Below are 23,366 nucleotides of genomic sequence, written 5' to 3' on the forward strand. Positions count from 1 at the left end.
CATGGCAACCGAAATTCTCATGCCCGCCCTTTCCCCCACGATGGAAGAGGGCACGCTGGCCAAATGGCTGGTCAAGGAAGGCGACACCGTATCCTCGGGCGACATCATGGCCGAGATTGAAACCGACAAGGCAACGATGGAGTTCGAAGCCGTCGATGAAGGCATCGTCGGCAAGATCCTGATCGCCGAGGGCACCGAAGGGGTCAAGGTGAACACCCCCATCGCGGTGCTGGTCGAAGAAGGCGAAGACGCCTCTGCCCTGCCCGCAGCAGCCCCCGCAGCGGCAGCGGCGCCCGAGGCCACCCCCGCAGCAGCCCCGGCCCCGGCTCCTGCCGCAGCAGCCCCCGCGGCTCCAGCGGTGGACCTGTCACCCGACTGGCCCGCGGATGCTGAAATGAAATCCGAAACCGTGCGCGAAGCCTTGCGTGATGCAATGGCCGAGGAAATGCGCGGCGATGAAAACGTCTATCTGATGGGCGAGGAAGTCGCTGAATATCAGGGGGCCTATAAAATCTCGCAAGGTCTGCTGGATGAATTTGGCTCCAAACGCGTGATCGACACCCCGATCACCGAACACGGGTTTGCCGGTATCGCGGTGGGTTCGGCCTTTGGCGGTCTGAAACCGATTGTCGAATTCATGACCTTCAACTTCGCCATGCAGGCGATTGACCAGATCATCAACTCTGCGGCCAAAACGCTCTATATGTCCGGTGGTCAGATGGGTTGCCCCATCGTGTTCCGGGGGCCCAACGGGGCCGCGGCCCGCGTGGCCGCACAGCACAGCCAGGACTATGCCGCGTGGTACATGCAGATCCCCGGTCTGAAGGTCGTCATGCCCTATTCAGCCGCTGATGCCAAAGGTCTGCTGAAATCGGCCATCCGCGATCCCAACCCGGTTGTGTTCCTGGAAAACGAAATCCTCTACGGCCGCTCTTTCGAAGTGCCGCAGGTGGATGACCTGACCATTCCGCTGGGCAAGGCCCGCATCTGGCGCGAGGGCTCGGACGTGACCATCGTCAGCTTTGGCATCGGCATGCAATACGCGCTGGAAGCTGCCGACAAGCTGGCCGAAGACGGCATCAGCGCCGAAGTGATCGACCTGCGCACCATCCGCCCGATGGACACTGGCGCCATCATCAACTCGGTGATGAAGACCAACCGTCTGGTGACAGTGGAAGAAGGCTGGCCGCAGGGGTCCGTCGGCAGCTACATCAGTTCGGTCGTGATGCAGGAGGCGTTTGATTACCTCGACGCACCGGTCATCAACTGCACCGGCAAGGACGTTCCGATGCCCTATGCCGCCAATCTCGAAAAGCTGGCCCTGATCACCACCGATGAGGTGATCGCCGCCGTCAAACAAGTGACCTACCGGTAAGGAGCGACAGACAGATGCCTACAGAAATTCTGATGCCCGCCCTGTCCCCGACGATGGAGGAAGGCACGCTCGCCAAATGGCTGGTCAAGGAAGGCGACACCGTCTCCTCCGGTGACCTGCTGGCCGAGATCGAAACCGACAAGGCCACGATGGAGTTCGAGGCCGTTGACGAAGGCACCATCGGCAAGATCCTGATCCCCGAGGGGACCGAAGGGGTCAAGGTCAACACCGCCATCGCGGTTCTGCTGGAAGATGGCGAAAGCGCCGATGACATTGGCACGGCCCCGGCTGCAGCCACGGCGGCTGCCCCCGCAGCCGTCGCGGGCAACGAGGCTGCCGCGCCAGCGGCACCCGAGGCGGCCGCCCCTGCCCCGGCCGCTCCGGCCAAGGCTGATGGTGGTCGGATTTTTGCCTCGCCTCTGGCCCGCCGGATTGCTGCGCAAAAAGGTCTCGACCTGACGCAGATTGCCGGTTCCGGCCCGCATGGTCGCATCGTCAAGGTTGATGTTGAAGGCGCAACTGCCACCGCTCCGGCAGCAGCTCCTGCCACTGCTCCCGCCGCCGCCGCGCCCGCAGCTGCCCCAGCAGCTCCGTCTGGTCCATCGGCGGATATGGTCGCGCGGATGTACGAAGGCCGCCCGTACGAGGAAATCAAGCTCGACGGTATGCGCAAAACCATCGCCGCACGTCTGGGCGAGGCCAAACAGACCATTCCGCATTTCTACCTGCGCCGCGATATCAAGCTTGATGCGCTGCTGAAATTCCGTGGTCAGTTGAACAAGCAACTCGAAGGTCGCGGCGTCAAGCTAAGCGTCAATGACTTCATCATCAAGGCTGTCGCCAACGCGTTGCAGCAGGTTCCGGCTTGTAATGCCGTCTGGGCAGGTGACCGGGTGCTGCAACTGAAACCGTCAGATGTGGCTGTTGCCGTCGCAATCGAAGGCGGGTTGTTCACGCCGGTCCTGCAAGATGCTGACATGAAATCCCTGTCAGCCCTTTCGACCGAGATGAAAGACCTTGCCGCCCGCGCACGCGAACGCAAGCTGGCTCCGCATGAATATCAGGGCGGCACCTTTGCCATCTCGAACCTGGGCATGTTCGGCATCGACAATTTCGACGCCATCGTGAACCCTCCCCATGCCGGTATTCTGGCCGTCGGCACCGGCGTCAAGAAACCGGTTGTCGGGGATGATGGCGAGCTGACCGTGGCAACGGTGATGTCTGTCACCATGTCCGTTGATCACCGGGTCATCGACGGCGCGCTGGGGGCCGAGCTGCTCAAGGCCATTGTCGACAATCTGGAAAACCCGATGGTCATGCTGGCGTAAGCCATACCGACCTCGCGAAAAAAAAGGCCGCCTCGAATATCGAGGCGGCCTTTTTTGTTAGTTCAAATCAACCTACTGATCTTTGCCCAGCATGTGATCCATCGAGATCGACGGCTGATCGCATCCGGCCTCGCCCACGATCTTGGCCGGGATACCGGCAACGGTCTTGCACGGCGGAACGTCCTGCAACACCACCGAACCGGCGGCGATACGGCTGCAATGGCCGACCTTGATGTTACCCAGAACCTTTGCCCCGGCCCCGATCAGAACACCATCTCCGATTTTGGGATGGCGGTCTTCCTCCTCCTTGCCGGTTCCGCCCAGCGTCACTGAATGCAGCATCGACACGTTGTCTCCGACCACGGCGGTTTCACCGATGACGATGGAATGGGCGTGGTCGATCATGATCCCCTTGCCGATCCTCGCGGCCGGGTGAATATCGATGCCGAATATCTCCGACGATCGCATCTGGAAGAAATAGGCCAGATCAAAACGCCCCTTGCGCCACAGCCAGTGCGCCACGCGATAGGCCTGCATGGCCTGATAGCCCTTGAAATACAGGATCGGCTGCAACAACCGATGGCAGGCCGGATCACGCTCATAAACCGCCATCAGATCGGCGCGGGCGGCTTCCAGCAATCCGGGATCGTTTGCATAGGCCTCGTCCACGATCTCACGCAGAACCATCATCGACATTTCGTTCGAACACAGCTTGGCCGCGATCCGATAGGACAGTGCACGCTCAAGGCTGCGGTGATGCAGAATACAGGCGTGTACAAGCCCGCCCATAAGCGGCTCCGTCTCGACGGCTGCTTGGGCTTCGGATGTGATACGGTTCCAGACCGGATCGACCGGTGTCACAGGGCTGCGTTTTTCAAACATAGCTTTTGATCCTTTGCTGCGCCTAGAATGCCATTTAGTGGCAAAAAGGCCAAACGCAAACCCGTGATCCGCGATACAACGAAAATGAATGAGTCCGAGCGCACATATTTTGAAACACGAATTCGCGAGCGTCTGGCCGAACTGGATCAATTGTCCGCATCAGGCCAGCAGGCTCAGGCCGTTGTTGAACTGGATCAGCAGGCGGTTGGTCGGCTCAGCCGCATGGATGCGCTGCAAAACCAGGCGATGGCAAAGGCGCAACAGGTGAATCGCAATGTTGAAACCCGCCGCCTTCAGGCCGCGCTTATGCGGCTGGACGAGGGGGAGTACGGGTATTGCGAGGATTGTGGCGACCGTATTCCCGATGGACGATTGTCTCTGGATCTGGCCGCCAGCAAATGTGTCAGCTGCGCGACCGGGTGATCAGAAACTCGGCAAGATGGTGCAAAACCGTCGAAGAACACCGACAATATTGCAAATCGTCAAACCCAGGCTCATCGGCCAGCACCCTGTTGCGCGCAACCGCCATCAACGATCCGTTGCCGTAAACCGGATGCAGCCGACCCGTGCGCGCGCGGTGATTGTCGGCCAGTTCCGCTTCATGGATCATCCGGGCGCATAAGCGGGTCCGCTCGGTCGGCGGCGCCGCCAACAAGGCGCGCGCCGCGGCGCTTACATCACCATGCAAAACCGGTCGCATCAGGCCGCTTATCCGACAACCAGACGCGCCATCGCACCGGGGCCGTAAATGGCCGACACCTGCGCAATCCCGACCTCATATGACCCGGTCAGACCATCTGCCGCCTTCATCGCTGCCGAATAGGACCAGCCCTGAAGGGATGTCATCTCTTCACGAACAAGGGTTCCCCCCGCAAAGACACGCACGAGATAGGATTCGCTTTCCTCGCCCAGTGGAACCTCCAGCCCTGACCAGTCATCCCCATCCAACCGGGTGCGCCGCACCCAGGTCAGGTGATCGCCGGTTGCGTCGGATCGCACCCGGAGGTGAACCGGGGAAAACGGGCGCAAACCATTGCCATCGAATGAGGCGATCAGGTGCTGGTAAGCCGGATCGTCGTAACCACGGGTCGCCGGGCCGATGCGATAGTGTTTGGCCAGCCCCCGCTCGTTGCGCAACAGGTTGATCTGCTGCACCTTATCGTTCAGCAACACGAAAAGGGACCCGTCCGGCCAGACATCCGGCATCAGGGCATCCGACCCCAACTGGCCCCTCAACCGCCCGGACAACGCGTAAACGCCGGGGGAGTCAAGCGTGGCATCCGAGAACTGGAACACCTCCCAGTTGCCGGGTGTTCCGTCGCCGATGGCCGCCAGATTGACACCGTTCAGAACCGCGCTGCGCGGGCGCGATTCCAGCTGACCGGCCAACAGTCGCACCTTCACCGCCAGGCCTTCGTCCCAGACGCCGATGCTGGCGCGCCTCAGCGGCGTTTCGGTCACGCCCACAATGGCCTGACCGGGGATCACATCACTCAGGCTGTACCCCTCATCGGTTGAGGAGGAATAAACCGTCGCGGCCCCCGGCCAGGGATCAGCGGTCACCGCAAGATAAGGTGCATGCGGGATCTCTGCCCCGGTGATCATCGGCAGGTCCAGAAATACCGGCAACACTGGAACGGGCGCGGCATAGGGCCTGACAACCGCCGGGTCGTCGCGCAGGTGCGATGCCTTGTACACACCTTGTTCAACCCGGACCGCTTCGACCAGTTGCAGATCGGCCGATTCCAGACGGTCAATCCGGTAAAGGGGGCTGTTTTCGGTTTCTGACAACCGCACCAAATCACCTGCGCCCAGATGCAGCAGCGATGGCGGCAAGGCAAACCGCACCGTATCGCGGGAAACACGGGCCTCGCTCAACCAGCGCTCAGCCGTTTGCCGGCCTTCGGTGCGTGTCATGGACAACGGCATCTCATTGACCGAGACCGAATGCGTGCTGTCCTCGGGCAGAACCGCCTCTTCCGCAACCAGATCGTGATCCGCATCCGACTGGACAAAACGCAGGCGCACGCGGCCCGTCATCTCGGCCTCGGCTTCTCGCCGGTGCTCAACCGTGCCATCCAGATCACCGCTGATCGCCAGATGATCGGGATTCAGGGCAATCGCGCCATAGCCATCGCGCATCTGAAAGCGCAAGATGCCGTTCCGTTCGATCGCGTCGAACCCATAGCGCAGCATCAGCGGCTGCAAAGCCGACCGCGCATTTGTCACATCTTCGATGACATATCCCCGAACCACGCCATAAAGCCCGGAAACATCGATATCCGTCACCCCTGCCGCGTGGCATATCTCAGTCACGACCGAGGCCAGCGTCCGCGAGCCGGACCGGCCGTTCAGCCAATGCCCCCGGTCATAGTTCGCCCCATCATCCCATTGGCTTCGCAGATTGGGAAAGGTCGGAAACGGGCGGGTATCCCACGCCCAGACATAGGCATTCGCCAAATCCAGCATTGGCCCGCCGTAGACTTGCGACACCGGGTTGACGTCCGGGTCGCTCCAATATCCAAGGGTCGCTGCAAGGTACTGGACCTGAATAAAATCGTCGCGCAGACCGTTTGAATATGCAGGCAGCAGCGACTCAGACGATTTCGGGTCCAGAAACTTGTTCGGCTGGTTCGTGCCCTTGTCGATTGCCGCACATCCCAACTCGGTAAACCAGATCGGCTTTGATCCGGGCACCCAGTCGGTCGGATTGGGTTGACGAACGCCACCGATCCGCTCGTGGTGCAGATTTGACCACCAGCCGCGCAGGTCCTTGTACCGCCAGACCCATGGCTCATCATGCTCCTGATCTTCGATGGGCGTTCTGATCTGTGCCTCGGCCTCTTCCGGCGAGGCATAATACCAGTCATACCCCTCGCCCCCCTCGATATTGCCGCGCAGATACCCAAGGTCGTAGACCGACGGCGCACCTTCCTCGGCGTCTACGTGACTTTCGCCATCACGCCAGTCAGACAACGGCATGTAATTGTCGATGCCAATGAAATCGATGTTGTCATCCGCCCATAACGGGTCGAGGTGAAAATACCTGTCTCCGCTTCCGTCGGGCTGGTATCCGAAATACTCGCTCCAATCCGCCGCATAGCCGATCTTGGTGTCCGGGCCCAGAATCTGGCGCACCTCTGCCGCCAGCGCACGCAGTTGCGCAACAGCGGGAAAGCCCGAGGCTCCGCGGATCTGGGTCAGGCCACGCATCTCGGACGAGATACAGAAGGACGACACTCCACCAGCCGCCTTGCACAACATGGCATAGTGCAGAATGAACCGGCGCAGGCCCCATTCCTGCGGACCAGAATATTTGACGATTTTCGTGGCCGGAACCGGACCATTGCCAAGCAAGCCGCCAAACGTGCCACCACCGTTTACCCATTGCAGATCGCCAGGCCCGCGATCATCCGGCCGCCCGCCAAGCACCGGGCCCGAGCCACTGCCGCCGCCGCCACCGCCCGAGTCCACCGGGTCGTCAAAGCCTTCGTTGATCGTAAAATCCGCAGCACTTGCTGTCCCAAAGAACGCGGCCACCTGCGCGTCCGCCGCAGCGGTCTGATCAGCAGACCCCGCGCGCCCCGGTGCCACATCCAGCGTGATCCGTCCCCGCCAAGGCAGATGGGGCTGGCTTGCGGCCTCCGACCAGGGATCAGGCAGCCCGTTTCCCGGCAATTGCTCCATCAGGATGAACGGGTAGAACATGACCCGCTTACCCGACTGGTTGAAGTGACGGATCGCCTCGACCACTGCCGGGTCTGCGGGTGTTCCGCCATAGACCGGGCGACCATCCTGCCGCGCGACCTGGCCCGCCGTGCTGCGGACCTGATCCGACACGATCCAGGGCATGTTGCGGCTGTCCGTGTCGCTCTGTTCGACCTTGGGCCGGATCGTGCATGTTCCGCATCTCAGATCGTCACCGAACCACGAAACCACCAACGAGGCCGCATCGCAATTTGGCAGCTCGGTCTCCAGCGCACGGGTCGAGCTCACAAGATCCGATACACCGGACGCAGAATGCGCATTGGCCGCCCAGCTTGTCCCGGATTGCGTATAATTCACCTGCGAACGGGCCAGCGCATACTCGCCCGTGCCCGGTATCATCGCCACCCCGCGCACGATTTGCGGCAAGGAGCTTGGGTAATCAGGCATGTCGCGCTGCGCGGGGCGCACCACCTCGAACGAGAACTGCGGCACCCGGTTGCCAAAACTCGCAAGCTGGAAATCCTCGATCACCACATAGGCTGTACCGCGATAAGCTGGTACCGTGCCCGCCCCTTCGATTGCTTCGATCAGGGGATCGGGCAACTGATCCTGCGTGCCGTGATAGATGCGCATGTTCAGCCCGGATCGGTCCTGTTCTTCCCCGTCTGCCCAGATGCGCCCGACATCGGCAATCTCGCCCGCACCAACGGCAATGGCCAGCGAAATCGAATAGCTGTAGCTGACGGTGGTCACTTCGGGGGCCTTGGGTTTGCCTTTACCCCCGCCTCCGCCGCCCTGCGTTTCCCGGGTCTCGGTCTCAAGAAAGTCCGACGCCCAGATGACCTGACCGCCAACGCGCATACGCCCAAAGACAGTGGTCACCGGCGCGCCCTCGCCGGTTTCCGTCAGCCTGAACCGGTCCATGCGGCCTGTTTCGACGACTTCGCTGCCACTGCCCATAACGGACTGGCTGAAGAACCTCTGATCGATGACCCGCCCGACCGTTGCGCCAATGGCCCGGCCTATGATCGCGGTGGACAGGCCCGCAACGGTGCCACCGATTGACCCGCCCAGCGCCGCCCCGGCTGCGGAAAGAAGAATAGTAGCCATCAGAGCACCTCCAACGGGAATTCGAAACAGGAAACAACCCTGCGACGCCATGGCCCGCTCAGCGCGTTCTCGACGACGCCATGACCGGAATAGGCGTGAATGAACCTCGGCTCAGAGCCTGCGACGCTGACGATGCCAAGATGTTTGGCCACGCTGCCATCGCGCATCCGGAACAGCAGCACATCTGCGACCGCGAAATCGGCGGCCGGTTTTTCGACCAGATGCCGCCGCGCCGCCGCCCACATGCGTTCCTCGCCCTGCGGTTCGGACCAGTCCAGACTGTAGACCGGAACCGCCTCGGGCTCCTGCCCGATCACGGCGCGCCAGACGCCGCGCAGCAGGCCCAGACAATCCGTGCCCGCCCCCTTGGTCGAGGCCTGATGCACATAAGGCGTCCCCAACCAGCTGCGCGCTTCTGCGACAATATCCTGCCTGTGTATCGTCACCTCAGGCTTCCTCCGCTGTTGGCTTTGCTCTGTTTGGGAACGGCCATCACCCAGTCTTCGCCCGGAAGATCTGGAAAGCCCTGAAAGTTCAGCAGGTTGTTGAACTTCAGGCGGCAGGTCTCCATGCGTTTGTCGCACCCCGCCCGCAGCCTGACCATGTCACCCGGCACCAGGCTTTCCCCGAAACCGGACCAGAGCGTGATCTGCCGCCCTTCCGCTACCTGCCCGTCATGCTTGATTGAAGACCAAAGCCCCTTCGCCGCTCCCGACACTACGTCGACCCTGCCGCGCTCGAACCACCCGTCATCGATGGTTCCCCCGCCTGCCACAAGCAGAACGGTTCCGCCATCGAAACCGGTGACGGCGCCCTCGATCCAATAGCCGGGCGTATCCATGTCGAACCGACAAGTCCGATCCCCCAATACGGCGGTACAGGGTTTCTGATACACGCGCCCCAACAGGCGGTTCAGCAAATCGGTCAGGCCACGCAGCTCGGCGTGAAACGCGCCGCCTGCGCGCCGCAATTCCCCGATTGAGCCCCGGAACTGAAGGATACGCTGATCCGGGTCGGCCCAGTTGACCAGCCACGCGCGCACCTCGGCCCCGTCGAACCGCCCCGCCTCGATATCCTCTTCGCGAATGGCCGCATCCGACAGCGCGCCCATGGCTTCGGTGTTGTCAATGGACAGGCCGGTGGCCTGTTCGATGGCCGCCGCCGTCAATCCGGTGCTGGCCCTGAACGTCAATCCGTCAAAGCCAAGTTCCAGATCATGATCGGTGAACCCGTATTCCTGACCATCCCGGCGTCTGATCGCCCAACACCGGCACACAGTGGTCATTCCGCTTTGCAGATGCGCGTGCAGGCCCTGTTCATCCACAGCCATCAGACACGCACCTCGACCACGGGAACGTTCGGCGCCTCTCCGGCCTGAAAACTGGCGACGCTGGTATGGATCTTGTCGGTGTCAAACCGTACTGGTACATCGAATTCGAACCCGGCGGTGATATCCACCTCTTCCGGTGGCGGGTCGGCAAAGGTGATCCGGCCGGTTGCCAGATCGACCTCGAATTCCACACCCTCCCGGATCTCATCCTGATCCAGCCCCAGACGCACCGTCCCCAGCACCGGCTTGACGATGGGGCGGGCATAGCTGACCCCGCCCGAGCTATAGGTCTTGATCAGCTGAAACTCAGTCCGCACACCGTCGCCGCGTGCGATAACCTGATCTCCGACATCGACATCCAGCGTGGCCTTGCCGGATTTGAAATCCGACCAGTCCTTCCAGCGAAACCCATACATCTGGCCCTGCCGCGCCTCGAAGAACGAAATCAGCGTCTCGATATCGTCCAGCGAGCGCATCCCCAGCCCCGCATCATACCTGCGCCGGGAATGGGCCCAGGGCGTGTTGCGTTCTTCGAACCCGTTGGCCAGCGTCACGATATCCGTGCGTCGCTCGGGCCCCCCGACCGAGCCAAAGCTCAGGCTGGCGGGAAATCTCACCTCGTGGAAAGTCATCACCTGCTCCTTGATTTACCTGTTGCGATTGCCGCGCCCCAACGCACGGCTCATCTGTGCTGCAATCTGCCCCTGCGAGCGGCGGAACCCCTGCACATCCGGGGTCGTGATGTTCATCACCACATTCACCGAACGCCCGCCGCCCTGCGTGCGCACGCCCAGCTTGCCGTCCGCGCCGCGCGCCAGCGGCATGATCGCCTCAGGGCCGGCCTCGCCCATCAGCCCGGTGCCGCCCCGCATTGGAAACATCGTCGGGCTGCTGACCACGCCGCCATTGGCAAACGGCATCACCCGGCCCTGGCTGAAACTGCCGCCATCGGCAAAGGGCAGAAGACCCTGCACCAACCCGCCGACCGAGTTTGCCAGCAATCCGCCAAAATGATCCGTCACCGGCTTGATCGCTGCTGCATAAGCCGTTTGGATCAGCGAGTTCTTCAGCACATCCAGCGCGCCTGACAGGCTCATCCCGTCCAGAACCACACCATCAAAGGCCTTGCGCAAACCGCTGGACATGCCCCGCTCCAGCGTGGCGACATCCTTGCCGGTTTCCTCGAACGCGGCGCTGATCCGCTTCATCTGGCTGTCAAACGCCGCGGCCATCGTCGCAGCATCACCCAGGGCATCGCCCAGCGCTGCACCCCGTTCCTGCAAGTCGTCAAACCCGTCACGATCCGTCATCACGCTCTCCTTGTTGCTTGTCCGGGAAGGCGGCCAGCAGCGCGTCAAGGCCTGCCCGGTTCATCGCGGGCATCACGGCGCCCTGCCCCAGCATCAGCCGCAGTTCCGCCGGGGTCAGACGCCAGAACTGCTCCGGCGTCAGCCGCAGCCCCAGAAACCCGGCCCGCATCAGGGCGGGCCAGTCGAACCCGCTCATGTCGTTTCCGGCACCATGAAGGCACGGGCCAGCAGTTCGGCCGCCGCTTTGGCCGCAGCCATCGGGCCGCCCTCGATCTCGGCATGAAACAGGTCGGCGCGGGTGGCATTCCGGCCTCCGCCCCGCAATCCGGCAACGATCAGCGCCAGCACGTCACCGCTGGAATACGCGCCACCCTCAAACCGCTGCACCAGCTCGACCAGGGATCCGGTGTTCAGCTCCTGCTCCAGTTCCGCCAAAGCGCCCAGCGTCAGCTTGAGCACCCGCCGCTCTCCATCGATGGTCAGTGCCACCTCGCCCGTCCACGGATTGGCCATGCGATTACAGCGCCGTAAAGCTCAGCGCACCGGCGCTTGCCATGCTCATCTCATAGGTCGCCTCACCGTTGTGTGAGCCCGCATACTCGATGCCCGTCACCTGAAAAGCCCCCTCGACAATGCCGAAATCGGGGATGATCACCTGAAACGCCGGGGTCTCGCCGTCAAAGAACAGCTGCCGCGCACGTTCGTCCGTACCAGCATCCTTGAACACGCCCGAACCCGAGATCGAGGCCGATTTGACCCCCGCCCCCGACAACAGCTCGCGCCAACCCCCCTGACTTTCCAGACTGGTGACGTCCACGCTTTCGGCGTTGAAACTGATCCGCGTGGCCCGCAGGCCCGCAATGGTCTGGAACAGGCCCGTGCCGTTCATATCCACTTTGACCAAAAGGTCTTTTCCGTTCTGGGCAGCCATGTGCTCTCTCCGTTGATTGCTTAGTCGTCTTCCACGCGGGCGCGGAATCTCAGGTCGATCTGGCGGATGCTGCCGCCGGTCCCGGTTCGCCGGGCCGAGGCGCGCTCGAACCACAGCCCGACCAGATGCCCGCGGCTCAGAACCAGCGGCGCATTGTCCAGCGCGTCACACACCGCCCCGGCCAACGCCTTTGCCGCGCCAAACCCGGCGGCTTCGGACACCACCGAAACCGTAAAGCGGTGGATCGCACCCGCGCCCGACCGGTCCGAGGCGTCGCGGACCTCTTCCGGGCCCAATGTCACATAGGTCTGCGGAACCGTTCCCGTGGGCACCGCGTCATAGATCGCGCCGCCGGACTGGCCGCTGACATCCGCATCCGCGGTCAGGTGCTGAAACACCGCCGCCTGCAGGGCGGCTGATACGCCATAGCTCATGCCGCCACCTCTTCATCCGCGAAACAGGTCAGGTACTGGCCGCGCGCGTCACGCTCTGCCACGGCGCGGATGACGAAACGGCGATTGCCCTCGCGAAACCGCTGATCCGGCGCCGGGCGCATGGTCGACCCTTCGGGGGCGCCCCGCACCACGATGCGATACCCCACGCGCGAGACGGAAACGCCAGCGATCTGCCGTTCCGCACCACTGCGCGCCGTGACCTCGGCCCACAGCGTTCCCAGCGCTGCCCAAGCCTCGGTATATCCCCCGGACCCGTCAGCGCTGCGCATCGGGGCCTCAAGCACCAGCTTGCGGTTCAGACGCGGGGTGTTCATTGCACCACCCCCGCACCAAAGCGCACCATCCGATAGCGCTGGATCAGGCTGGTGACACCAAACGGCATGCACCCCGCGCCCAGCGCGGTCTCGTCCCGGTATTCGTAATAATGCGCCGCCAGCAGCAGAACCGCCTGGCCCAGATCGGCAGGCAAACCGACCCAGCCCGTGGCCATCCCGGCCGTGAAGGCGATCTTCACCGCGCCCCCCGTTGCAATCGCAGGCAGGACCGACCCGACCGGACGCAACCGCGGGCGCTGGCCATCGCGTTCCAGCCGATACACCGCCGCATCCGCAACGGTTTCAGAACCTGCCGCATCGGTCAGCGTCACGGCCAGCACCGATGTCACCGGAGCAACCGGCAAAACCTCGCCCGACGGATCGCGCCAACCGCTCAGGCTCCATGAAAAGTCGCGCTCGATCAGAACCTTGCCGGTGCGCGCCTCAATCGCGGCCATGGCCGCCCACAGGAACCCCTTCAGCACCTCGTTCTGAACGTCATCTTCGGCAAAGCCCCTGCCCAGCCGCAGATGCGCCTTGAACTGATCCACCGGCAGCGCCGCATCCGCGATGGCGGTTTCTTCGATCAACATCATCCATTCACTCCGCAATCTCGGACCCCACCGGGGGCCTCAGTCAGGAAAATGACGGGCACGCGCCGCCCCACGTTGCTCGGACGGAGGGGAGCAGCTAGACAACGCGGGGGATCTCACCCCGGCCCGTGCCCGCCGCCCGAGGGGCTGATGGCCCCCCGGATTCGCCACCGCCTAGGCGATGCCGAATTTCACCAGCTTGATGGCTGCAAAGTCGCTCACATCACCGCCCACGCGCTTGGTCGCGTAGAACAGGACATGCGGCTTGGCGCTGAACGGATCGCGCAGCACGCGCAGATCGGGGCGTTCAGCGATGGTGTAACCGGATTTAAAGTCGCCAAACGCAATCGAGAAGCTGTCCGAGGCCGCATCCGGCATGTCCTCGGCAATCAGTACCGGATAGCCCATCAGGCGCGCGGGCTCACCAGCGGCCAGACCGTCCGACCACAGGAAGCGGCCATCGCTGTCCTTCAGCTTGCGGATCACACCCGCCGTTTTCGAGTTCATGACGAATGTGCCATTGACCCGGTATTGCGCGCCCAGCGCATAAACCACATCGACAATCGCATCCGCGTCGATACCGCCATCGATGCCGGTGGCAACATACCCCAGGCTGCCCCAGGACCAGGTGTCATCGGATACCGCGCGGTGGATCATCAGACCTTTGGGTTTGTCCACACCGTCACCCGCGATAAAGGCCGCCGCCTCGGCACGGGCGAACTTGTCGGCAATCCGACCGGCCAGCCAGCCCTCGACATCGAACGCGCTGTCATCCAGCAAACGTTGCGAGGCTTTGGGCAGCGCGCTCAACTCGTGCAGTGGGATCGAGATGCGGTCGATCGACGGGGTTCCGGTTTCGGAAGTGGACGAATTCTCATCGGCCCAGCCGGCACCGACATCGGTATGGTCGATCAGCACATCGAACGAATTCGCCTCGACATTCACCACCGACGCAATCGAGCGGATCGACGCGGTTGCGTTCAGAACCGACTTGATCGTCTCGGCGGTCTGCGGATCGACCAGATACCCGCCATCGCTGTTGACGGCGGTGGACAGCGATTTGCTCTCCATCTCCAGCCCGCGCAGCCCGTCATCCTCGCCCGAGCGTACATAGGCGTCGAACGCCTTCTGGTGCGGTGCACCGTCCAGGGTCGAGGCCGCAAGATGCGGGCGCGCCGCGATGGTTGATTTACGATCCAGCATGGTCAGTCGCTCTTCTGTCTGTTGCAGTTTTGTTTTAACTTCAGCCTTCAGGCCCTTGAATTCATTCACGAAGCCAGCCATCGCCTGCTTCACCTCCTGAACCAGGGGCGCACCCTCTCCGGTCAAGGCCGGGATCTCGGTCTTGCTCATCAGCATGTCCTGTTTTTGGGTGGGTTTGAGGCGCGCTAGGTCCGCGCCAGCTCCTGCCGGGCGTCGTTGAACACCTCGGCAATACTGCGCCAGGTATTCTCGGCATCGGGGTCGCTCCCCTTTGCCGCCACCCGCGCACTGGGCAGCATCGGGAAGGTCACCAGCGACACCTCCCAAAGCTCCAGTTCCGTCAGGACCCGCTGGCCCTTGTCATTCTTCACGGCCCGTTTGGTGCGATAGCCGATCGACAGGCCATCCATCGCACCCGCGCGGATCAGCCCGGCCGCTTCGCGGCCTTTCTGGGTGCTTTCCAGCAGACGTCCCTTGACCCACAGGCCCTTGTCGTCCTCGCGTACCTCGTCCCAGACGCCTATGGGTTGCGCCGGGTCGTGCTGCCACAGCATCTTGACCCGCTGACCCGCCTTGGCGAGCCCCTCTAGCGAGGCGCGATAGGCCCCGCGCTGCACCATGTCACTGCCATGATCGACTTGCCCGAAAAGGCTGGCATAGCCTTCGATCATCGCATCCTCGGTCACCGACAGGATGTCACCGAACCCTGCGAACTTATGCTCCAAATCCATGAACTTCTCCATGTAACCCACTGAACTTATGGCGTTACCACCAGGAATGACTGAAACGCCTGCGCCAGGATCACTGCGGCCACACCATAGACCGTCAGCCACAGCCGTTTCTCCAGCCGCTCCATCATCTCTTCGATCTGATCCAGCCGCCTGCACAGATGCGCGTGCTGGATCTCGGCCACCCGCTCATGCGCGGCCAGACGCAACCCCGGCGCGCATTCGAACGGAGGATACCCCTCAGCCATCTGCACGCTCCGGCAGCCCCAGCAACCTGCGTTTTTCCACATCGCTCAGGAATTCCGCCCGGTTGACCCGCGCCCATTGCGCATCCCGCTCGGCAGACAGGGCTGTTACCTGATCCAGATCCGGCTTCAGCATCAGATCCTCGCCGGTAAAGCCCGTCAGCCACTCCGACACCGCCGCCGCCACCCGCGTCACCAGGGGCAGCACTGTCAGGCGGTAAAACGCCCGGTTGGCCTCCTGATAGTTCGAATAGGTCGCGTCGCCCTGTATCCCCAGCAGCATCGGCGGGACCCCAAAGGCCAGCGCGATCTCGCGGGCGGCGGCTTCCTTGGTCTTCTGAAACTCCATGTCCGAGGGGGAAAAGCCCATCGGCTTCCAGTCCAGCCCCCCCTCCAGAACCATCGGCCGACCCGCATTGCGCGCCCCGCGATAGTTCTGCTCGATCTCGTCGGACAGGCGGCGGAACTGCTCCTCGGCCATCATTCCGTGCCCATCACCGCCCTTCCACACCAGCGCCCCCGAGGGCCGCGCGGCATTGTCCAGCAGCGATTTCGACCACCGCGAGGCGCTGTTATGCACATCAATCGCCGTCGCCGCCGCCTGCATCGGCGAGAACCCATAATGATCATCCTGCGGGTGGAACGTCTTGATATGGCAGATGGCCTCGGCCGCGAACCGGTGCGTCTTGCCACCGACACTGTAATCATAGGCCTTGGGCCACCCATCCGCCCCCGGCACCACGCTCATCCGGTCCGAGCGCAGAACATGCAGTTCAACCGGCAGCCCGTCCTCGGCCTGCACCGCCTCGACATAAGCATTGCCCGACAGCAGCAGCTGCCCGAACAGGGCCTCCAGCATCTCTGCCCGCCCCTGCGCCGCATTCGGGCGTCGCAACAGGGCCAGAATCGGATGCGCATCGAAACGCTGCCCCTGACCCTGCAAAACCAAGGGCAGAGCCGCCGCCGATTCAGCAATCAGCTTGACCGACCGAAACCCCACCGGATTGCCCGAAAACCCCGTCCGTGTCAGCGACACCGTGTCCCGCGGGCTCCACGCCACGCGCCCGCCGGTCTGCCATGCCACCACAGGCCCGGTCGCGCTCGCCTTCGCCTCGGGCGCGCTCCCAGCCGATCCACGACGCAAGAAATCGAATACCATCTGTGCTCCTTTCTGCCGCCGCTCTGCCCGGCTTGTTGAAAGGAGTTATGACGGAAAGAAGTTTAGGGCTTGGGAATGGGGCGTACGGGGGGTGCGCAACGGCTTAGCTCTTTAACCGATTGCACCGGAACCGCCGCTTAATAACAGTATTTGCGATGAACGAAGTTGCAGCTACACGGGCTGCCGTTAAATCAACTCTGAAAGACACTGACTGGCTTGATCAAAGTTGCCAAATAGTCCCGAGTTGCGCCATCCCAATCGTCTGGATTTTCATCGTGCGCAATCTGCGCGTGAAGTTCCATGAGCTTCCAAACTTCTTCCTTGGATTCCGCCACCATGCTCGCTGGACAAGCTTCCATTCCCTCACAATCTCTACAGGCATACGAATAAGCGTCTGACATCTATCCTCTCCCCCAAGTCCAAACTGAAGTATAACCGATGTGCGCAGATTCACCGAATCCGATTGCGAGAAAAGCTGTTGTCTCAGCGGTGAGATTACCTTTTCCCTCCCCCAAAAGAGGAAATTTGTATGATCGTTTGAACAACCTCTCACAACGCCCGCACCCTAGGTCGCCGATACACCCCCGCAGGCCCCACAACCAACTCATGCAGCGCCCAGACCAGCGCATCGAGGCGGTCGGGCGAGCCCTGCCCCTCGAACCCGCGCGCGGTCATCTGGCACATCTGCTCCTCCAACGCGTCCAACCCGGCCACATGGCGCACCCGCCCCTGTTCGTACAGCGCCGCCACAGGCTCGGCCCGCGCGACCTTGCCGCGTGACGCCCGCACCGCGCGATATGGGACCAGAGGGTCCACCTGCCGCACGACCTCTTCCACCAGTTGCCCGCCCTGATTGACCTCGGCCACCAGCCGTTCGGCCCCGAACTCATCCATCGCGTCAATCGCCGCCTGCGCCCAGCCCGCCGGGCCAACGCCCTGCGCCGTCCGGTCAGCCAGCACGAACGCCCGCCACGCCTCAGGCGGGCCTTGCACTTGCGCCCCAACCACCACGATCCCGCAGGCATCCGCGCCTGACCCGGATGTCACCGCCGGGTCCAGCGCCACCACGATGCGATCCAATTCGGGCACCTGCGTACAGCGCGCCGCCTCCAGCATCGAACCCGTCCACAGCGCTCCTTCCGCGTCTGACAGCAGCACCCCGTCCAGCTCCTGCCGCCCCAGCCGAGTACCCGCATAGCGCGCGCGCACTTCTTCCAGAAACGACGCCGCCAGATTGGCCCGGTTCGCTTCGGTCGGCGCATGGGTCTGCACGGTAGAGGGTGACGCCAGCAACTCCTTCAAAACCTTCACATTGCGCGGCGTTGTGGTCACGCAGACCCGAGGCCGCTCGCCCAAGCGCAGCGCAAATTGCAGCATGTCCCAGGTCTCACCCGCCTTCTTCCACTTGGCCAGCTCATCCACCCAGGCCGCATCAAATTGCGGCCCGCGCAACCCTTCGGGATCATGCGCTGAAAACGCCTGTGCCTCGGCCCCGTTGGGCCAGATAAGCTTGCGTTCCGATGCCTTCCACGTGGGCCGCCGATCCGGGGGCGAGCATTGCAATATCCCGCTATCGCCAAAGATCATCACGTCGCGCACCTGATCGAATGTTTCACCCACCAGCGCCACGCGGCACGCCTCGCCCTTGTCCAGCGGTTTCGGACCCTCGACCATCGATCGCACCCATTCGGCCCCTGCCCGCGTTTTGCCCGCGCCACGCCCGCCCATGATCACCCAGGACCGCCAGTCGCCCTCGGGCGGCAATTGATGCGGCAGCGCCCAGAATTCAAACAGGAAAGGGAGGGCACACAGCCCCCCCTCCCCGATCTCACTCAGAAATCTCTCCCGCACCGCAGCATCGGCGGAGGCGAGCCAGCCTGCACCCGATCTCAAATCGGGCCCGCTCAAGGTCGAGCGCATAGCCCCCTTGGGCAACTCCGGCTTGTCTGTAATGTTGTTCGACAAAGCTTGTCTCCACTTTCTGGCAACTTCGGATCAGCCCCTCCAGCTGACCGAGTTGCTTGGCTGAACCAGCAAGATCTGCATCCTCCCCGGCACCGATCTGTTTGCGCAGGTCTTCTGCCGCTTGCCGCAGATCGCGAATGGACCTTTCCAGGGACTGCAACAGTTCAGCCGTCTGGGAAATCCGCTCTTCCGGGGTAATCAAAGTCATGTTTGCCTGTGACCTCATGCGTGAGTGTTCTCCGCACGAGAGAAACGAAAAAACGGCCACCGGGTCGCCCCGAGGCCGTTCGCCCACTTCTTCTAGCATGACACAACCAATACGGGATAAAGCGCGTAAAGTCAAGGATTTACGCAACAGGCGCGCAACAGGGATCGTACGGTGCGGGTTAACGGACAGTGAATTTCCGGCCATGGTAACCCTCGGCCAAAACGCCGCCCCGCCCTTTAGCCTTCCAAGCTCTGACCGCCTCACCGACCAGAGGGATTAACACAGGGTTACCCCCTTGCCGCTTTCAGCGTGTACAAATTGCACACTCCCCACCTTGACGCGTGTACAAACCTGACATTTTCCGAAATCGCGCTCAAAATCGCCCGCATCACCCGATTTCGACGCGTCAAGGTCCTGCGCGCAACCTGCCCGCGGCAAAACCAGTCCTTGACATTCCCTCCCGAAACCCTCATGTGCCCTTAATCACGGCGCCACCGCGTGAGCATCGTCGGGCTTCAGGCCCCACAGCGCCAGCACATTACTCCCGGTTCCCCTTCACGCAGGGTTCTTTACGCGATGGCCGGATGGCGCTGGATTCGCTCGCGCATCCCGAGGTCTCGCACAACCCTGCCGGTCACATGAACGTGGCCAGTCACCACCTGCTCGTGGGGTTTAACCTGCGGGCCGTAAAGGAAAATTTTTTGTTCGACTTCGATATGCTCGGCCTCGCGCCGACACTGAACGACGCGTTGAAACGCGCCAATTTCACTCAACCCACCCCGATTCAGAACCAGGCCATTCCGCTGGCCCTGAACGGGCATGACATCCTCGGGCTGGCCCAAACCGGCACCGGCAAGACACTGGCCTTTGGCCTGCCCCTGATCGACCACCTGCTGGCGCAGCCCGGCAAGCCCGATCCCAAAACAGCCAAATCACTGATCCTCGCCCCCACCCGCGAGCTCGTGAACCAGATCGCCGACAGTTTGCGCACCCTCACCAAAGGAACAAAGCTGCGGGTCGCTACAGTTGTTGGTGGCCAGTCGATCAACAAACAAGTGATGTTCCTCGCACGCGGCACCGATATTCTGGTCGCCACCCCGGGCCGCCTGATTGACCTGATGGAACGGGGCGCTGTTGACCTTGGTTCGGTGCGCCATCTGATATTGGACGAAGCAGATCAGATGCTTGACCTGGGCTTCATTCACGCTCTGCGTCGCATCGCGCCTGCACTGGGCACGCCCCGCCAGACCATGCTGTTCTCGGCCACAATGCCGAAACAGATGGAGGAGCTCAGCCGTGCCTATCTGAACAATCCGCAGCGGGTGCAGGTTTCGCCCCCGGGCAAGGCCGCTGACAAGATCACCCAGTCCCTTCACTTTGTTTCGAAACCCGGAAAACCGTCTAAGTTGCGCGAAATCCTGTCGCAGGACGCGGATGCACTGACACTGGTCTTCACCCGCACAAAACACGGCGCTGAACGGCTGATGAAAGGGCTGGTGGACGACGGCTTTAACGCGGCGTCCATTCACGGGAACAAAAGCCAGGGCCAGCGCGACCGGGCGATCAAGGCCTTCCGCGCAGGTGAGGTGAACATACTGGTCGCCACCGACGTTGCCGCGCGTGGCATCGACATCCCTGGCGTCGCCTATGTCATCAACTTCGACCTGCCCGACGTGCCCGACAATTACGTCCACCGAATCGGGCGCACCGCCCGTGCCGGGCGCGAAGGCGAAGCGATTGCGTTCTGTGCACCGGAAGAAGTCGACCTGCTGCGTCAGATCCAGAAGCTGATGAAAATTGAAATCCCTGTCACAAGCGGCACCATGCCGGAAGGGGTCGAGGTTCAGCAACCTGCACGTCGTCAAAACAACCGCCGTCGCGGGTTCAAGCCCAAACCGGCCAACGGCGATGCGAAACCGTCCAGCGGCAGACGGCGCCGTCCCAACAAAAGACGCTCAGCCGCCTAAGGACTGAAGAGGCTGCCAAAGAAAACGCCGACGCCAGTTGCTATACCGGCGTCGGCGTTTTTTGTTAGCTAAACCAGCAACCCGCCGGGTTTAATTCCCCGAGCTCTGCTGTTCCTCGATCTCGCGCCATTTGGCAACGTTACGATTGTGCTCCTGCAGGGTTTCTGCAAACGCATGCCCGCCCGAGCCGTCGGCGACGAAGAACACATAGTTGGTGTCATCTGGCGCAACCGCAGCTTCAAGACTCGCCAGACCCGGATTTGCGATCGGCGTCGGGGGCAGCCCGTCAATCTGATAGGTGTTCCACGGTGTCGGACGGTTCAGTTCGCTGCGCCGCAACCCGCGGCCCAATGTGCCCTGCCCCTTTGTCACGCCATAGATGACGGTCGGATCTGTTTGCAGGCGCATCCCCTGTTTCAGGCGGTTTACGAACACACTGGCGACCTGGCCGCGCTCCTCCGGAACACCGGTTTCCTTTTCGATGATTGACGCAAGGATCAGCATCTCTTCAGGAGTGTCCAGCGGCAACCCGCCTTGGCGGCTTTCCCAAACCGCGTTGATCCGCAGTTGTTGCTTGTCCTGCATGGCCTGCAAAATCGCATTGCGATCCTGTCCGGCCACAACATCGTAACTGTCCGGGGCCAACATGCCCTCAGCCGGGATCTCGGTCACTTCACCTGACAGCGCTTCGAATGATTTCAGAGCTTCAACCACCTGCCACGAGGTCACACCTTCGGCCAGCGACACGCGATAGCGCGTGTCAGCTTCGTTACGTTTCTCGGTATAAGCTTCAGGCGTTTCTTCCTCTGCCGCATCAAATGAAGCAATCTCGACGAAATCCAATGTTGCCGGGTTCAATTCACGCACGCGGGTTTGGGTGCGTGTCACACCTATACGGTATTCGATTTCCGACCCACAAGTGCTGGCGCCGCTGCTGGTGATTTCTTCGATGATCTGCGCCATAGACGCGCCTTCGCGCACCAGAAAGCTGCCCGCTTTCAACCGCTGCGCCTGATCGGTATAGTCAGCGGCCATCCGAAACAGAATTGAACTGCGAATGGCACCCTGATCTTCCAGATCGCGACTGACACGTGTCATATTCGAACCGCTTTTGACCTGAAGGCAAATCGCAGTTTCAAGCGGGCCTTCGGCCTTGTACTGCGACTGTCCCCACAGGATCAGACCGCCCACCAGAAACAGGCCGACCACCAGGATGGTCAGCGCATTCGAAGCGATGGCCCGCCACATTTAACTGACCTTTCCGAAAATCACGCTGGCATTGGTTCCACCGAACCCGAACGAATTCGACAGCGCCACGTTAATCTCACGCTCGCGTTTGGCGTTGGGGGCAAGATCAATCGGGGTTTCAACTGCCGGGTTGTCCAGGTTAATTGTTGGCGGTGCGACCTGATCGCGGATTGCCAGAATTGAGAATATTGCCTCAATCGCGCCCGCAGCACCCAGCAAGTGACCGGTTGCCGACTTGGTCGAACTCATCGTCGCATTCCCGGCATGCTCGCCCAACAGGCGCTCGACAGCACCCAGTTCGATCGTGTCCGCCATGGTCGAGGTGCCATGCGCGTTGATGTAATCCAGGTCCTTCGGCTCCAGCCCGGCGCTGCGCAACGCCGCTCTCATAGAACGTTCGGCCCCGTCGCCATCCTCGGACGGCGCAGTGATGTGATAGGCGTCGCCCGACATACCATAGCCCAGAACCTCGGCGTAGATCTTAGCCCCACGCGCTTTGGCGTGTTCGTAATCTTCCAGAACCACGATGCCGGCGCCCTCGCCCATCACGAAACCGTCACGGTCCACGTCATAGGGTCGGCTGGCAGCCTTTGGATTATCTGCGTATTTGGTCGACAGCGCCTTACATGCGTTGAACCCGGCAATACCGATCTCGCAGATGCAGCCCTCGCCGCCACCTGCCACCATGACATCCGCGTCACCCGCCCGGATGATGCGGCTGGCGTCGCCGATTGCGTGCGCACCGGTTGAACATGCGGTCACGACCGAGTGGTTCGGCCCTTTGAACCCATGGCGAATTGATACCTGACCCGAGGCCAGGTTGATCAGTGCGCCCGGAATAAAGAACGGAGATACCCGACGCGGACCCTTGTCGCGGATCAGGTTCGCGGTATTGGAAATCGATCCCAGACCACCAATGCCCGAGCCGATCAGAACACCCGTACGCAGGCGCGATTCTTCGTCTTCCGGCAGCCAGCCTGCATCCTTACAGGCCATTTCGGCGGCCGCGATGGAATACAGGATAAAGTCTTCGATCTTGCGCTGCTCCTTCAGCGGCATCCAGTCATCGGGATTGAAGGTCCCGTTGGTTCCGTCGCCGCGCGGCACCTCGCAGGCGTAGGTCGTTGCGACCCCGCTTGCCTCTGCATCGAAATGCGTGATTGGGCCTGCACCGGACTCTCCGTCCAGCAGCCGCGACCAGGTTTCCTCGACCCCGCTGGCCAAAGGAGTGACCAATCCAAGACCGGTTACAACGACTCTGCGCATGAAGTGCCTCTTGCCTGCTTCCTCTTATGAGAACCGCTCAT

At 62.1% G+C, this 23,366-nt stretch carries 26 protein-coding genes; 4 read left to right on the forward strand and 22 right to left on the reverse strand.

Annotated elements, in window-relative coordinates; genetic code table 11:
• Window position 1 precedes the first annotated feature (1 nt).
• A complete protein-coding gene (locus ACR0BK_RS03440; protein ID WP_480553772.1) occupies window positions 2-1,375 on the forward strand; it encodes a pyruvate dehydrogenase complex E1 component subunit beta in 1,374 nt (457 codons plus the stop codon).
• A 14-nt stretch (window positions 1,376-1,389) separates the two neighbouring features.
• The gene (locus ACR0BK_RS03445; protein WP_480553773.1) at window positions 1,390-2,703 is read left to right on the forward strand and encodes a pyruvate dehydrogenase complex dihydrolipoamide acetyltransferase; all 1,314 of its coding nucleotides are present in this window, start codon (window positions 1,390-1,392) and stop codon (window positions 2,701-2,703) included.
• 72 nt (window positions 2,704-2,775) lie between these two features.
• Here ACR0BK_RS03445 and cysE read toward each other — a convergent pair whose 3' ends face one another.
• The gene (gene cysE, locus ACR0BK_RS03450; protein WP_480473363.1) at window positions 2,776-3,585 is read right to left on the reverse strand and encodes a serine O-acetyltransferase; all 810 of its coding nucleotides are present in this window, start codon (window positions 3,583-3,585) and stop codon (window positions 2,776-2,778) included.
• A gap of 27 nt (window positions 3,586-3,612) precedes the next feature.
• Here cysE and ACR0BK_RS03455 point away from each other — a divergent pair, with 27 nt between their 5' ends.
• Window positions 3,613-4,008: a TraR/DksA family transcriptional regulator gene (locus ACR0BK_RS03455; protein ID WP_348540309.1), complete on the forward strand. Its 396-nt coding sequence runs from the start codon at window positions 3,613-3,615 to the stop codon at window positions 4,006-4,008.
• On the opposite strand, the gene ACR0BK_RS03460 is transcribed toward ACR0BK_RS03455, so the two are convergent.
• The 19 genes from ACR0BK_RS03460 to ACR0BK_RS03550 form a co-directional block, all read right to left on the reverse strand.
• Window positions 3,989-4,285, reverse strand: coding sequence for a DUF7742 family protein (locus ACR0BK_RS03460; protein WP_480553774.1), 297 nt, complete (start codon window positions 4,283-4,285; stop codon window positions 3,989-3,991). The two genes, ACR0BK_RS03455 and ACR0BK_RS03460, sit on opposite strands and share 20 nt — an antisense overlap.
• 8 nt (window positions 4,286-4,293) lie before the next feature.
• On the reverse strand, window positions 4,294-8,403 hold the full coding sequence (locus ACR0BK_RS03465) for a baseplate multidomain protein megatron (protein ID WP_480553775.1): 4,110 nt from the start codon (window positions 8,401-8,403) through the stop codon (window positions 4,294-4,296).
• The gene (locus tag ACR0BK_RS03470; protein ID WP_480485302.1) at window positions 8,403-8,849 is read right to left on the reverse strand and encodes a C40 family peptidase; all 447 of its coding nucleotides are present in this window, start codon (window positions 8,847-8,849) and stop codon (window positions 8,403-8,405) included. Before ACR0BK_RS03470 ends, ACR0BK_RS03465 begins: the two co-directional genes overlap by 1 nt.
• Window positions 8,846-9,733: a DUF2163 domain-containing protein gene (locus ACR0BK_RS03475; RefSeq protein ID WP_480553776.1), complete on the reverse strand. Its 888-nt coding sequence runs from the start codon at window positions 9,731-9,733 to the stop codon at window positions 8,846-8,848. Before ACR0BK_RS03475 ends, ACR0BK_RS03470 begins: the two co-directional genes overlap by 4 nt.
• The gene (locus ACR0BK_RS03480; RefSeq protein WP_267364987.1) at window positions 9,733-10,365 is read right to left on the reverse strand and encodes a DUF2460 domain-containing protein; all 633 of its coding nucleotides are present in this window, start codon (window positions 10,363-10,365) and stop codon (window positions 9,733-9,735) included. The genes ACR0BK_RS03475 and ACR0BK_RS03480 overlap by 1 nt, the downstream gene beginning before the upstream one ends.
• A 15-nt stretch (window positions 10,366-10,380) precedes the next feature.
• Window positions 10,381-11,043: a phage tail tape measure protein gene (locus ACR0BK_RS03485; protein ID WP_480480413.1), complete on the reverse strand. Its 663-nt coding sequence runs from the start codon at window positions 11,041-11,043 to the stop codon at window positions 10,381-10,383.
• Window positions 11,030-11,239, reverse strand: coding sequence for a rcc01693 family protein (locus ACR0BK_RS03490; RefSeq protein WP_480553777.1), 210 nt, complete (start codon window positions 11,237-11,239; stop codon window positions 11,030-11,032). The genes ACR0BK_RS03485 and ACR0BK_RS03490 overlap by 14 nt, the downstream gene beginning before the upstream one ends.
• Window positions 11,236-11,556 (reverse strand): gene transfer agent family protein, encoded by a 321-nt coding sequence (locus ACR0BK_RS03495; RefSeq protein ID WP_480473372.1) that lies wholly within the window; start codon window positions 11,554-11,556, stop codon window positions 11,236-11,238. Before ACR0BK_RS03495 ends, ACR0BK_RS03490 begins: the two co-directional genes overlap by 4 nt.
• A 4-nt stretch (window positions 11,557-11,560) precedes the next feature.
• Window positions 11,561-11,974, reverse strand: a complete 414-nt coding sequence (locus tag ACR0BK_RS03500) for a phage major tail protein, TP901-1 family (RefSeq protein WP_267364994.1) — start codon at window positions 11,972-11,974, stop codon at window positions 11,561-11,563.
• Window positions 11,975-11,994: 20 nt separating this feature from the next.
• Window positions 11,995-12,408 (reverse strand): DUF3168 domain-containing protein, encoded by a 414-nt coding sequence (locus ACR0BK_RS03505; protein ID WP_480553778.1) that lies wholly within the window; start codon window positions 12,406-12,408, stop codon window positions 11,995-11,997.
• Window positions 12,405-12,743 (reverse strand): phage head closure protein, encoded by a 339-nt coding sequence (locus ACR0BK_RS03510; protein WP_480485293.1) that lies wholly within the window; start codon window positions 12,741-12,743, stop codon window positions 12,405-12,407. The genes ACR0BK_RS03505 and ACR0BK_RS03510 overlap by 4 nt, the downstream gene beginning before the upstream one ends.
• Entirely contained in the window at window positions 12,740-13,339 is a 600-nt protein-coding gene (locus ACR0BK_RS03515) for a head-tail connector protein (RefSeq protein WP_480553779.1), read from the reverse strand. The genes ACR0BK_RS03510 and ACR0BK_RS03515 overlap by 4 nt, the downstream gene beginning before the upstream one ends.
• 171 nt (window positions 13,340-13,510) lie before the next feature.
• Window positions 13,511-14,689 carry a phage major capsid protein gene (locus ACR0BK_RS03520; protein WP_480492976.1) on the reverse strand — a complete coding sequence of 393 codons (1,179 nt, stop codon included), beginning with the start codon at window positions 14,687-14,689 and terminating at the stop codon, window positions 13,511-13,513.
• A gap of 35 nt (window positions 14,690-14,724) precedes the next feature.
• Window positions 14,725-15,282 carry an HK97 family phage prohead protease gene (locus ACR0BK_RS03525; protein ID WP_480553780.1) on the reverse strand — a complete coding sequence of 186 codons (558 nt, stop codon included), beginning with the start codon at window positions 15,280-15,282 and terminating at the stop codon, window positions 14,725-14,727.
• Between the two features lie 14 nt (window positions 15,283-15,296).
• Window positions 15,297-15,515, reverse strand: a complete 219-nt coding sequence (locus ACR0BK_RS03530; RefSeq protein WP_267365006.1) for a GTA head formation protein, RCAP_rcc01685 family — start codon at window positions 15,513-15,515, stop codon at window positions 15,297-15,299.
• The gene (locus ACR0BK_RS03535; protein WP_480553781.1) at window positions 15,508-16,671 is read right to left on the reverse strand and encodes a phage portal protein; all 1,164 of its coding nucleotides are present in this window, start codon (window positions 16,669-16,671) and stop codon (window positions 15,508-15,510) included. Before ACR0BK_RS03535 ends, ACR0BK_RS03530 begins: the two co-directional genes overlap by 8 nt.
• A 191-nt stretch (window positions 16,672-16,862) precedes the next feature.
• Window positions 16,863-17,072 (reverse strand): DUF1059 domain-containing protein, encoded by a 210-nt coding sequence (locus ACR0BK_RS03540; RefSeq protein ID WP_480553782.1) that lies wholly within the window; start codon window positions 17,070-17,072, stop codon window positions 16,863-16,865.
• Between the two features lie 148 nt (window positions 17,073-17,220).
• Entirely contained in the window at window positions 17,221-18,591 is a 1,371-nt protein-coding gene (locus ACR0BK_RS03545; protein WP_480553783.1) for a DNA-packaging protein, read from the reverse strand.
• A complete protein-coding gene (locus tag ACR0BK_RS03550; protein WP_480553784.1) occupies window positions 18,500-18,844 on the reverse strand; it encodes a hypothetical protein in 345 nt (114 codons plus the stop codon). The genes ACR0BK_RS03545 and ACR0BK_RS03550 overlap by 92 nt, the downstream gene beginning before the upstream one ends.
• Before the next feature lie 701 nt (window positions 18,845-19,545).
• Here ACR0BK_RS03550 and ACR0BK_RS03555 point away from each other — a divergent pair.
• Complete coding sequence (locus ACR0BK_RS03555) at window positions 19,546-20,811, forward strand: DEAD/DEAH box helicase (RefSeq protein ID WP_480553891.1); 1,266 nt, start codon at window positions 19,546-19,548, stop codon at window positions 20,809-20,811.
• Window positions 20,812-20,901: 90 nt separating this feature from the next.
• On the opposite strand, the gene mltG is transcribed toward ACR0BK_RS03555, so the two are convergent.
• Window positions 20,902-22,059 (reverse strand): endolytic transglycosylase MltG, encoded by a 1,158-nt coding sequence (mltG, locus tag ACR0BK_RS03560; RefSeq protein WP_480553785.1) that lies wholly within the window; start codon window positions 22,057-22,059, stop codon window positions 20,902-20,904.
• Window positions 22,060-23,325 carry a beta-ketoacyl-ACP synthase II gene (gene fabF / locus ACR0BK_RS03565; RefSeq protein WP_480553786.1) on the reverse strand — a complete coding sequence of 422 codons (1,266 nt, stop codon included), beginning with the start codon at window positions 23,323-23,325 and terminating at the stop codon, window positions 22,060-22,062.
• Window positions 23,326-23,366: the final 41 nt, after the last annotated feature.

It is taken from the genome of Ruegeria sp. AF1 (assembly GCF_056542125.1).

What these genes read in the sequence shown, in the direction of transcription:
- ACR0BK_RS03440 (WP_480553772.1), top strand. Translation starts at nt 2, where the DNA reads ATGGCAACCGAAATTCTCATGCCCGCCCTTTCCCCCACGATGGAAGAG.
- ACR0BK_RS03445 (WP_480553773.1), top strand. Translation starts at nt 1,390, where the DNA reads ATGCCTACAGAAATTCTGATGCCCGCCCTGTCCCCGACGATGGAGGAA.
- cysE (WP_480473363.1), bottom strand. Translation starts at nt 3,585, where the DNA reads ATGTTTGAAAAACGCAGCCCTGTGACACCGGTCGATCCGGTCTGGAAC.
- ACR0BK_RS03455 (WP_348540309.1), top strand. Translation starts at nt 3,613, where the DNA reads ATGCCATTTAGTGGCAAAAAGGCCAAACGCAAACCCGTGATCCGCGAT.
- ACR0BK_RS03460 (WP_480553774.1), bottom strand. Translation starts at nt 4,285, where the DNA reads ATGCGACCGGTTTTGCATGGTGATGTAAGCGCCGCGGCGCGCGCCTTG.
- ACR0BK_RS03465 (WP_480553775.1), bottom strand. Translation starts at nt 8,403, where the DNA reads ATGGCTACTATTCTTCTTTCCGCAGCCGGGGCGGCGCTGGGCGGGTCA.
- ACR0BK_RS03475 (WP_480553776.1), bottom strand. Translation starts at nt 9,733, where the DNA reads ATGGCTGTGGATGAACAGGGCCTGCACGCGCATCTGCAAAGCGGAATG.
- ACR0BK_RS03480 (WP_267364987.1), bottom strand. Translation starts at nt 10,365, where the DNA reads ATGACTTTCCACGAGGTGAGATTTCCCGCCAGCCTGAGCTTTGGCTCG.
- ACR0BK_RS03485 (WP_480480413.1), bottom strand. Translation starts at nt 11,043, where the DNA reads ATGACGGATCGTGACGGGTTTGACGACTTGCAGGAACGGGGTGCAGCG.
- ACR0BK_RS03490 (WP_480553777.1), bottom strand. Translation starts at nt 11,239, where the DNA reads ATGAGCGGGTTCGACTGGCCCGCCCTGATGCGGGCCGGGTTTCTGGGG.
- ACR0BK_RS03495 (WP_480473372.1), bottom strand. Translation starts at nt 11,556, where the DNA reads ATGGCCAATCCGTGGACGGGCGAGGTGGCACTGACCATCGATGGAGAG.
- ACR0BK_RS03500 (WP_267364994.1), bottom strand. Translation starts at nt 11,974, where the DNA reads ATGGCTGCCCAGAACGGAAAAGACCTTTTGGTCAAAGTGGATATGAAC.
- ACR0BK_RS03505 (WP_480553778.1), bottom strand. Translation starts at nt 12,408, where the DNA reads ATGAGCTATGGCGTATCAGCCGCCCTGCAGGCGGCGGTGTTTCAGCAC.
- ACR0BK_RS03510 (WP_480485293.1), bottom strand. Translation starts at nt 12,743, where the DNA reads ATGAACACCCCGCGTCTGAACCGCAAGCTGGTGCTTGAGGCCCCGATG.
- ACR0BK_RS03515 (WP_480553779.1), bottom strand. Translation starts at nt 13,339, where the DNA reads ATGATGTTGATCGAAGAAACCGCCATCGCGGATGCGGCGCTGCCGGTG.
- ACR0BK_RS03520 (WP_480492976.1), bottom strand. Translation starts at nt 14,689, where the DNA reads ATGAGCAAGACCGAGATCCCGGCCTTGACCGGAGAGGGTGCGCCCCTG.
- ACR0BK_RS03525 (WP_480553780.1), bottom strand. Translation starts at nt 15,282, where the DNA reads ATGGAGAAGTTCATGGATTTGGAGCATAAGTTCGCAGGGTTCGGTGAC.
- ACR0BK_RS03530 (WP_267365006.1), bottom strand. Translation starts at nt 15,515, where the DNA reads ATGGCTGAGGGGTATCCTCCGTTCGAATGCGCGCCGGGGTTGCGTCTG.
- ACR0BK_RS03535 (WP_480553781.1), bottom strand. Translation starts at nt 16,671, where the DNA reads ATGGTATTCGATTTCTTGCGTCGTGGATCGGCTGGGAGCGCGCCCGAG.
- ACR0BK_RS03540 (WP_480553782.1), bottom strand. Translation starts at nt 17,072, where the DNA reads ATGTCAGACGCTTATTCGTATGCCTGTAGAGATTGTGAGGGAATGGAA.
- ACR0BK_RS03545 (WP_480553783.1), bottom strand. Translation starts at nt 18,591, where the DNA reads ATGCGCTCGACCTTGAGCGGGCCCGATTTGAGATCGGGTGCAGGCTGG.
- ACR0BK_RS03550 (WP_480553784.1), bottom strand. Translation starts at nt 18,844, where the DNA reads ATGACTTTGATTACCCCGGAAGAGCGGATTTCCCAGACGGCTGAACTG.
- mltG (WP_480553785.1), bottom strand. Translation starts at nt 22,059, where the DNA reads ATGTGGCGGGCCATCGCTTCGAATGCGCTGACCATCCTGGTGGTCGGC.
- fabF (WP_480553786.1), bottom strand. Translation starts at nt 23,325, where the DNA reads ATGCGCAGAGTCGTTGTAACCGGTCTTGGATTGGTCACTCCTTTGGCC.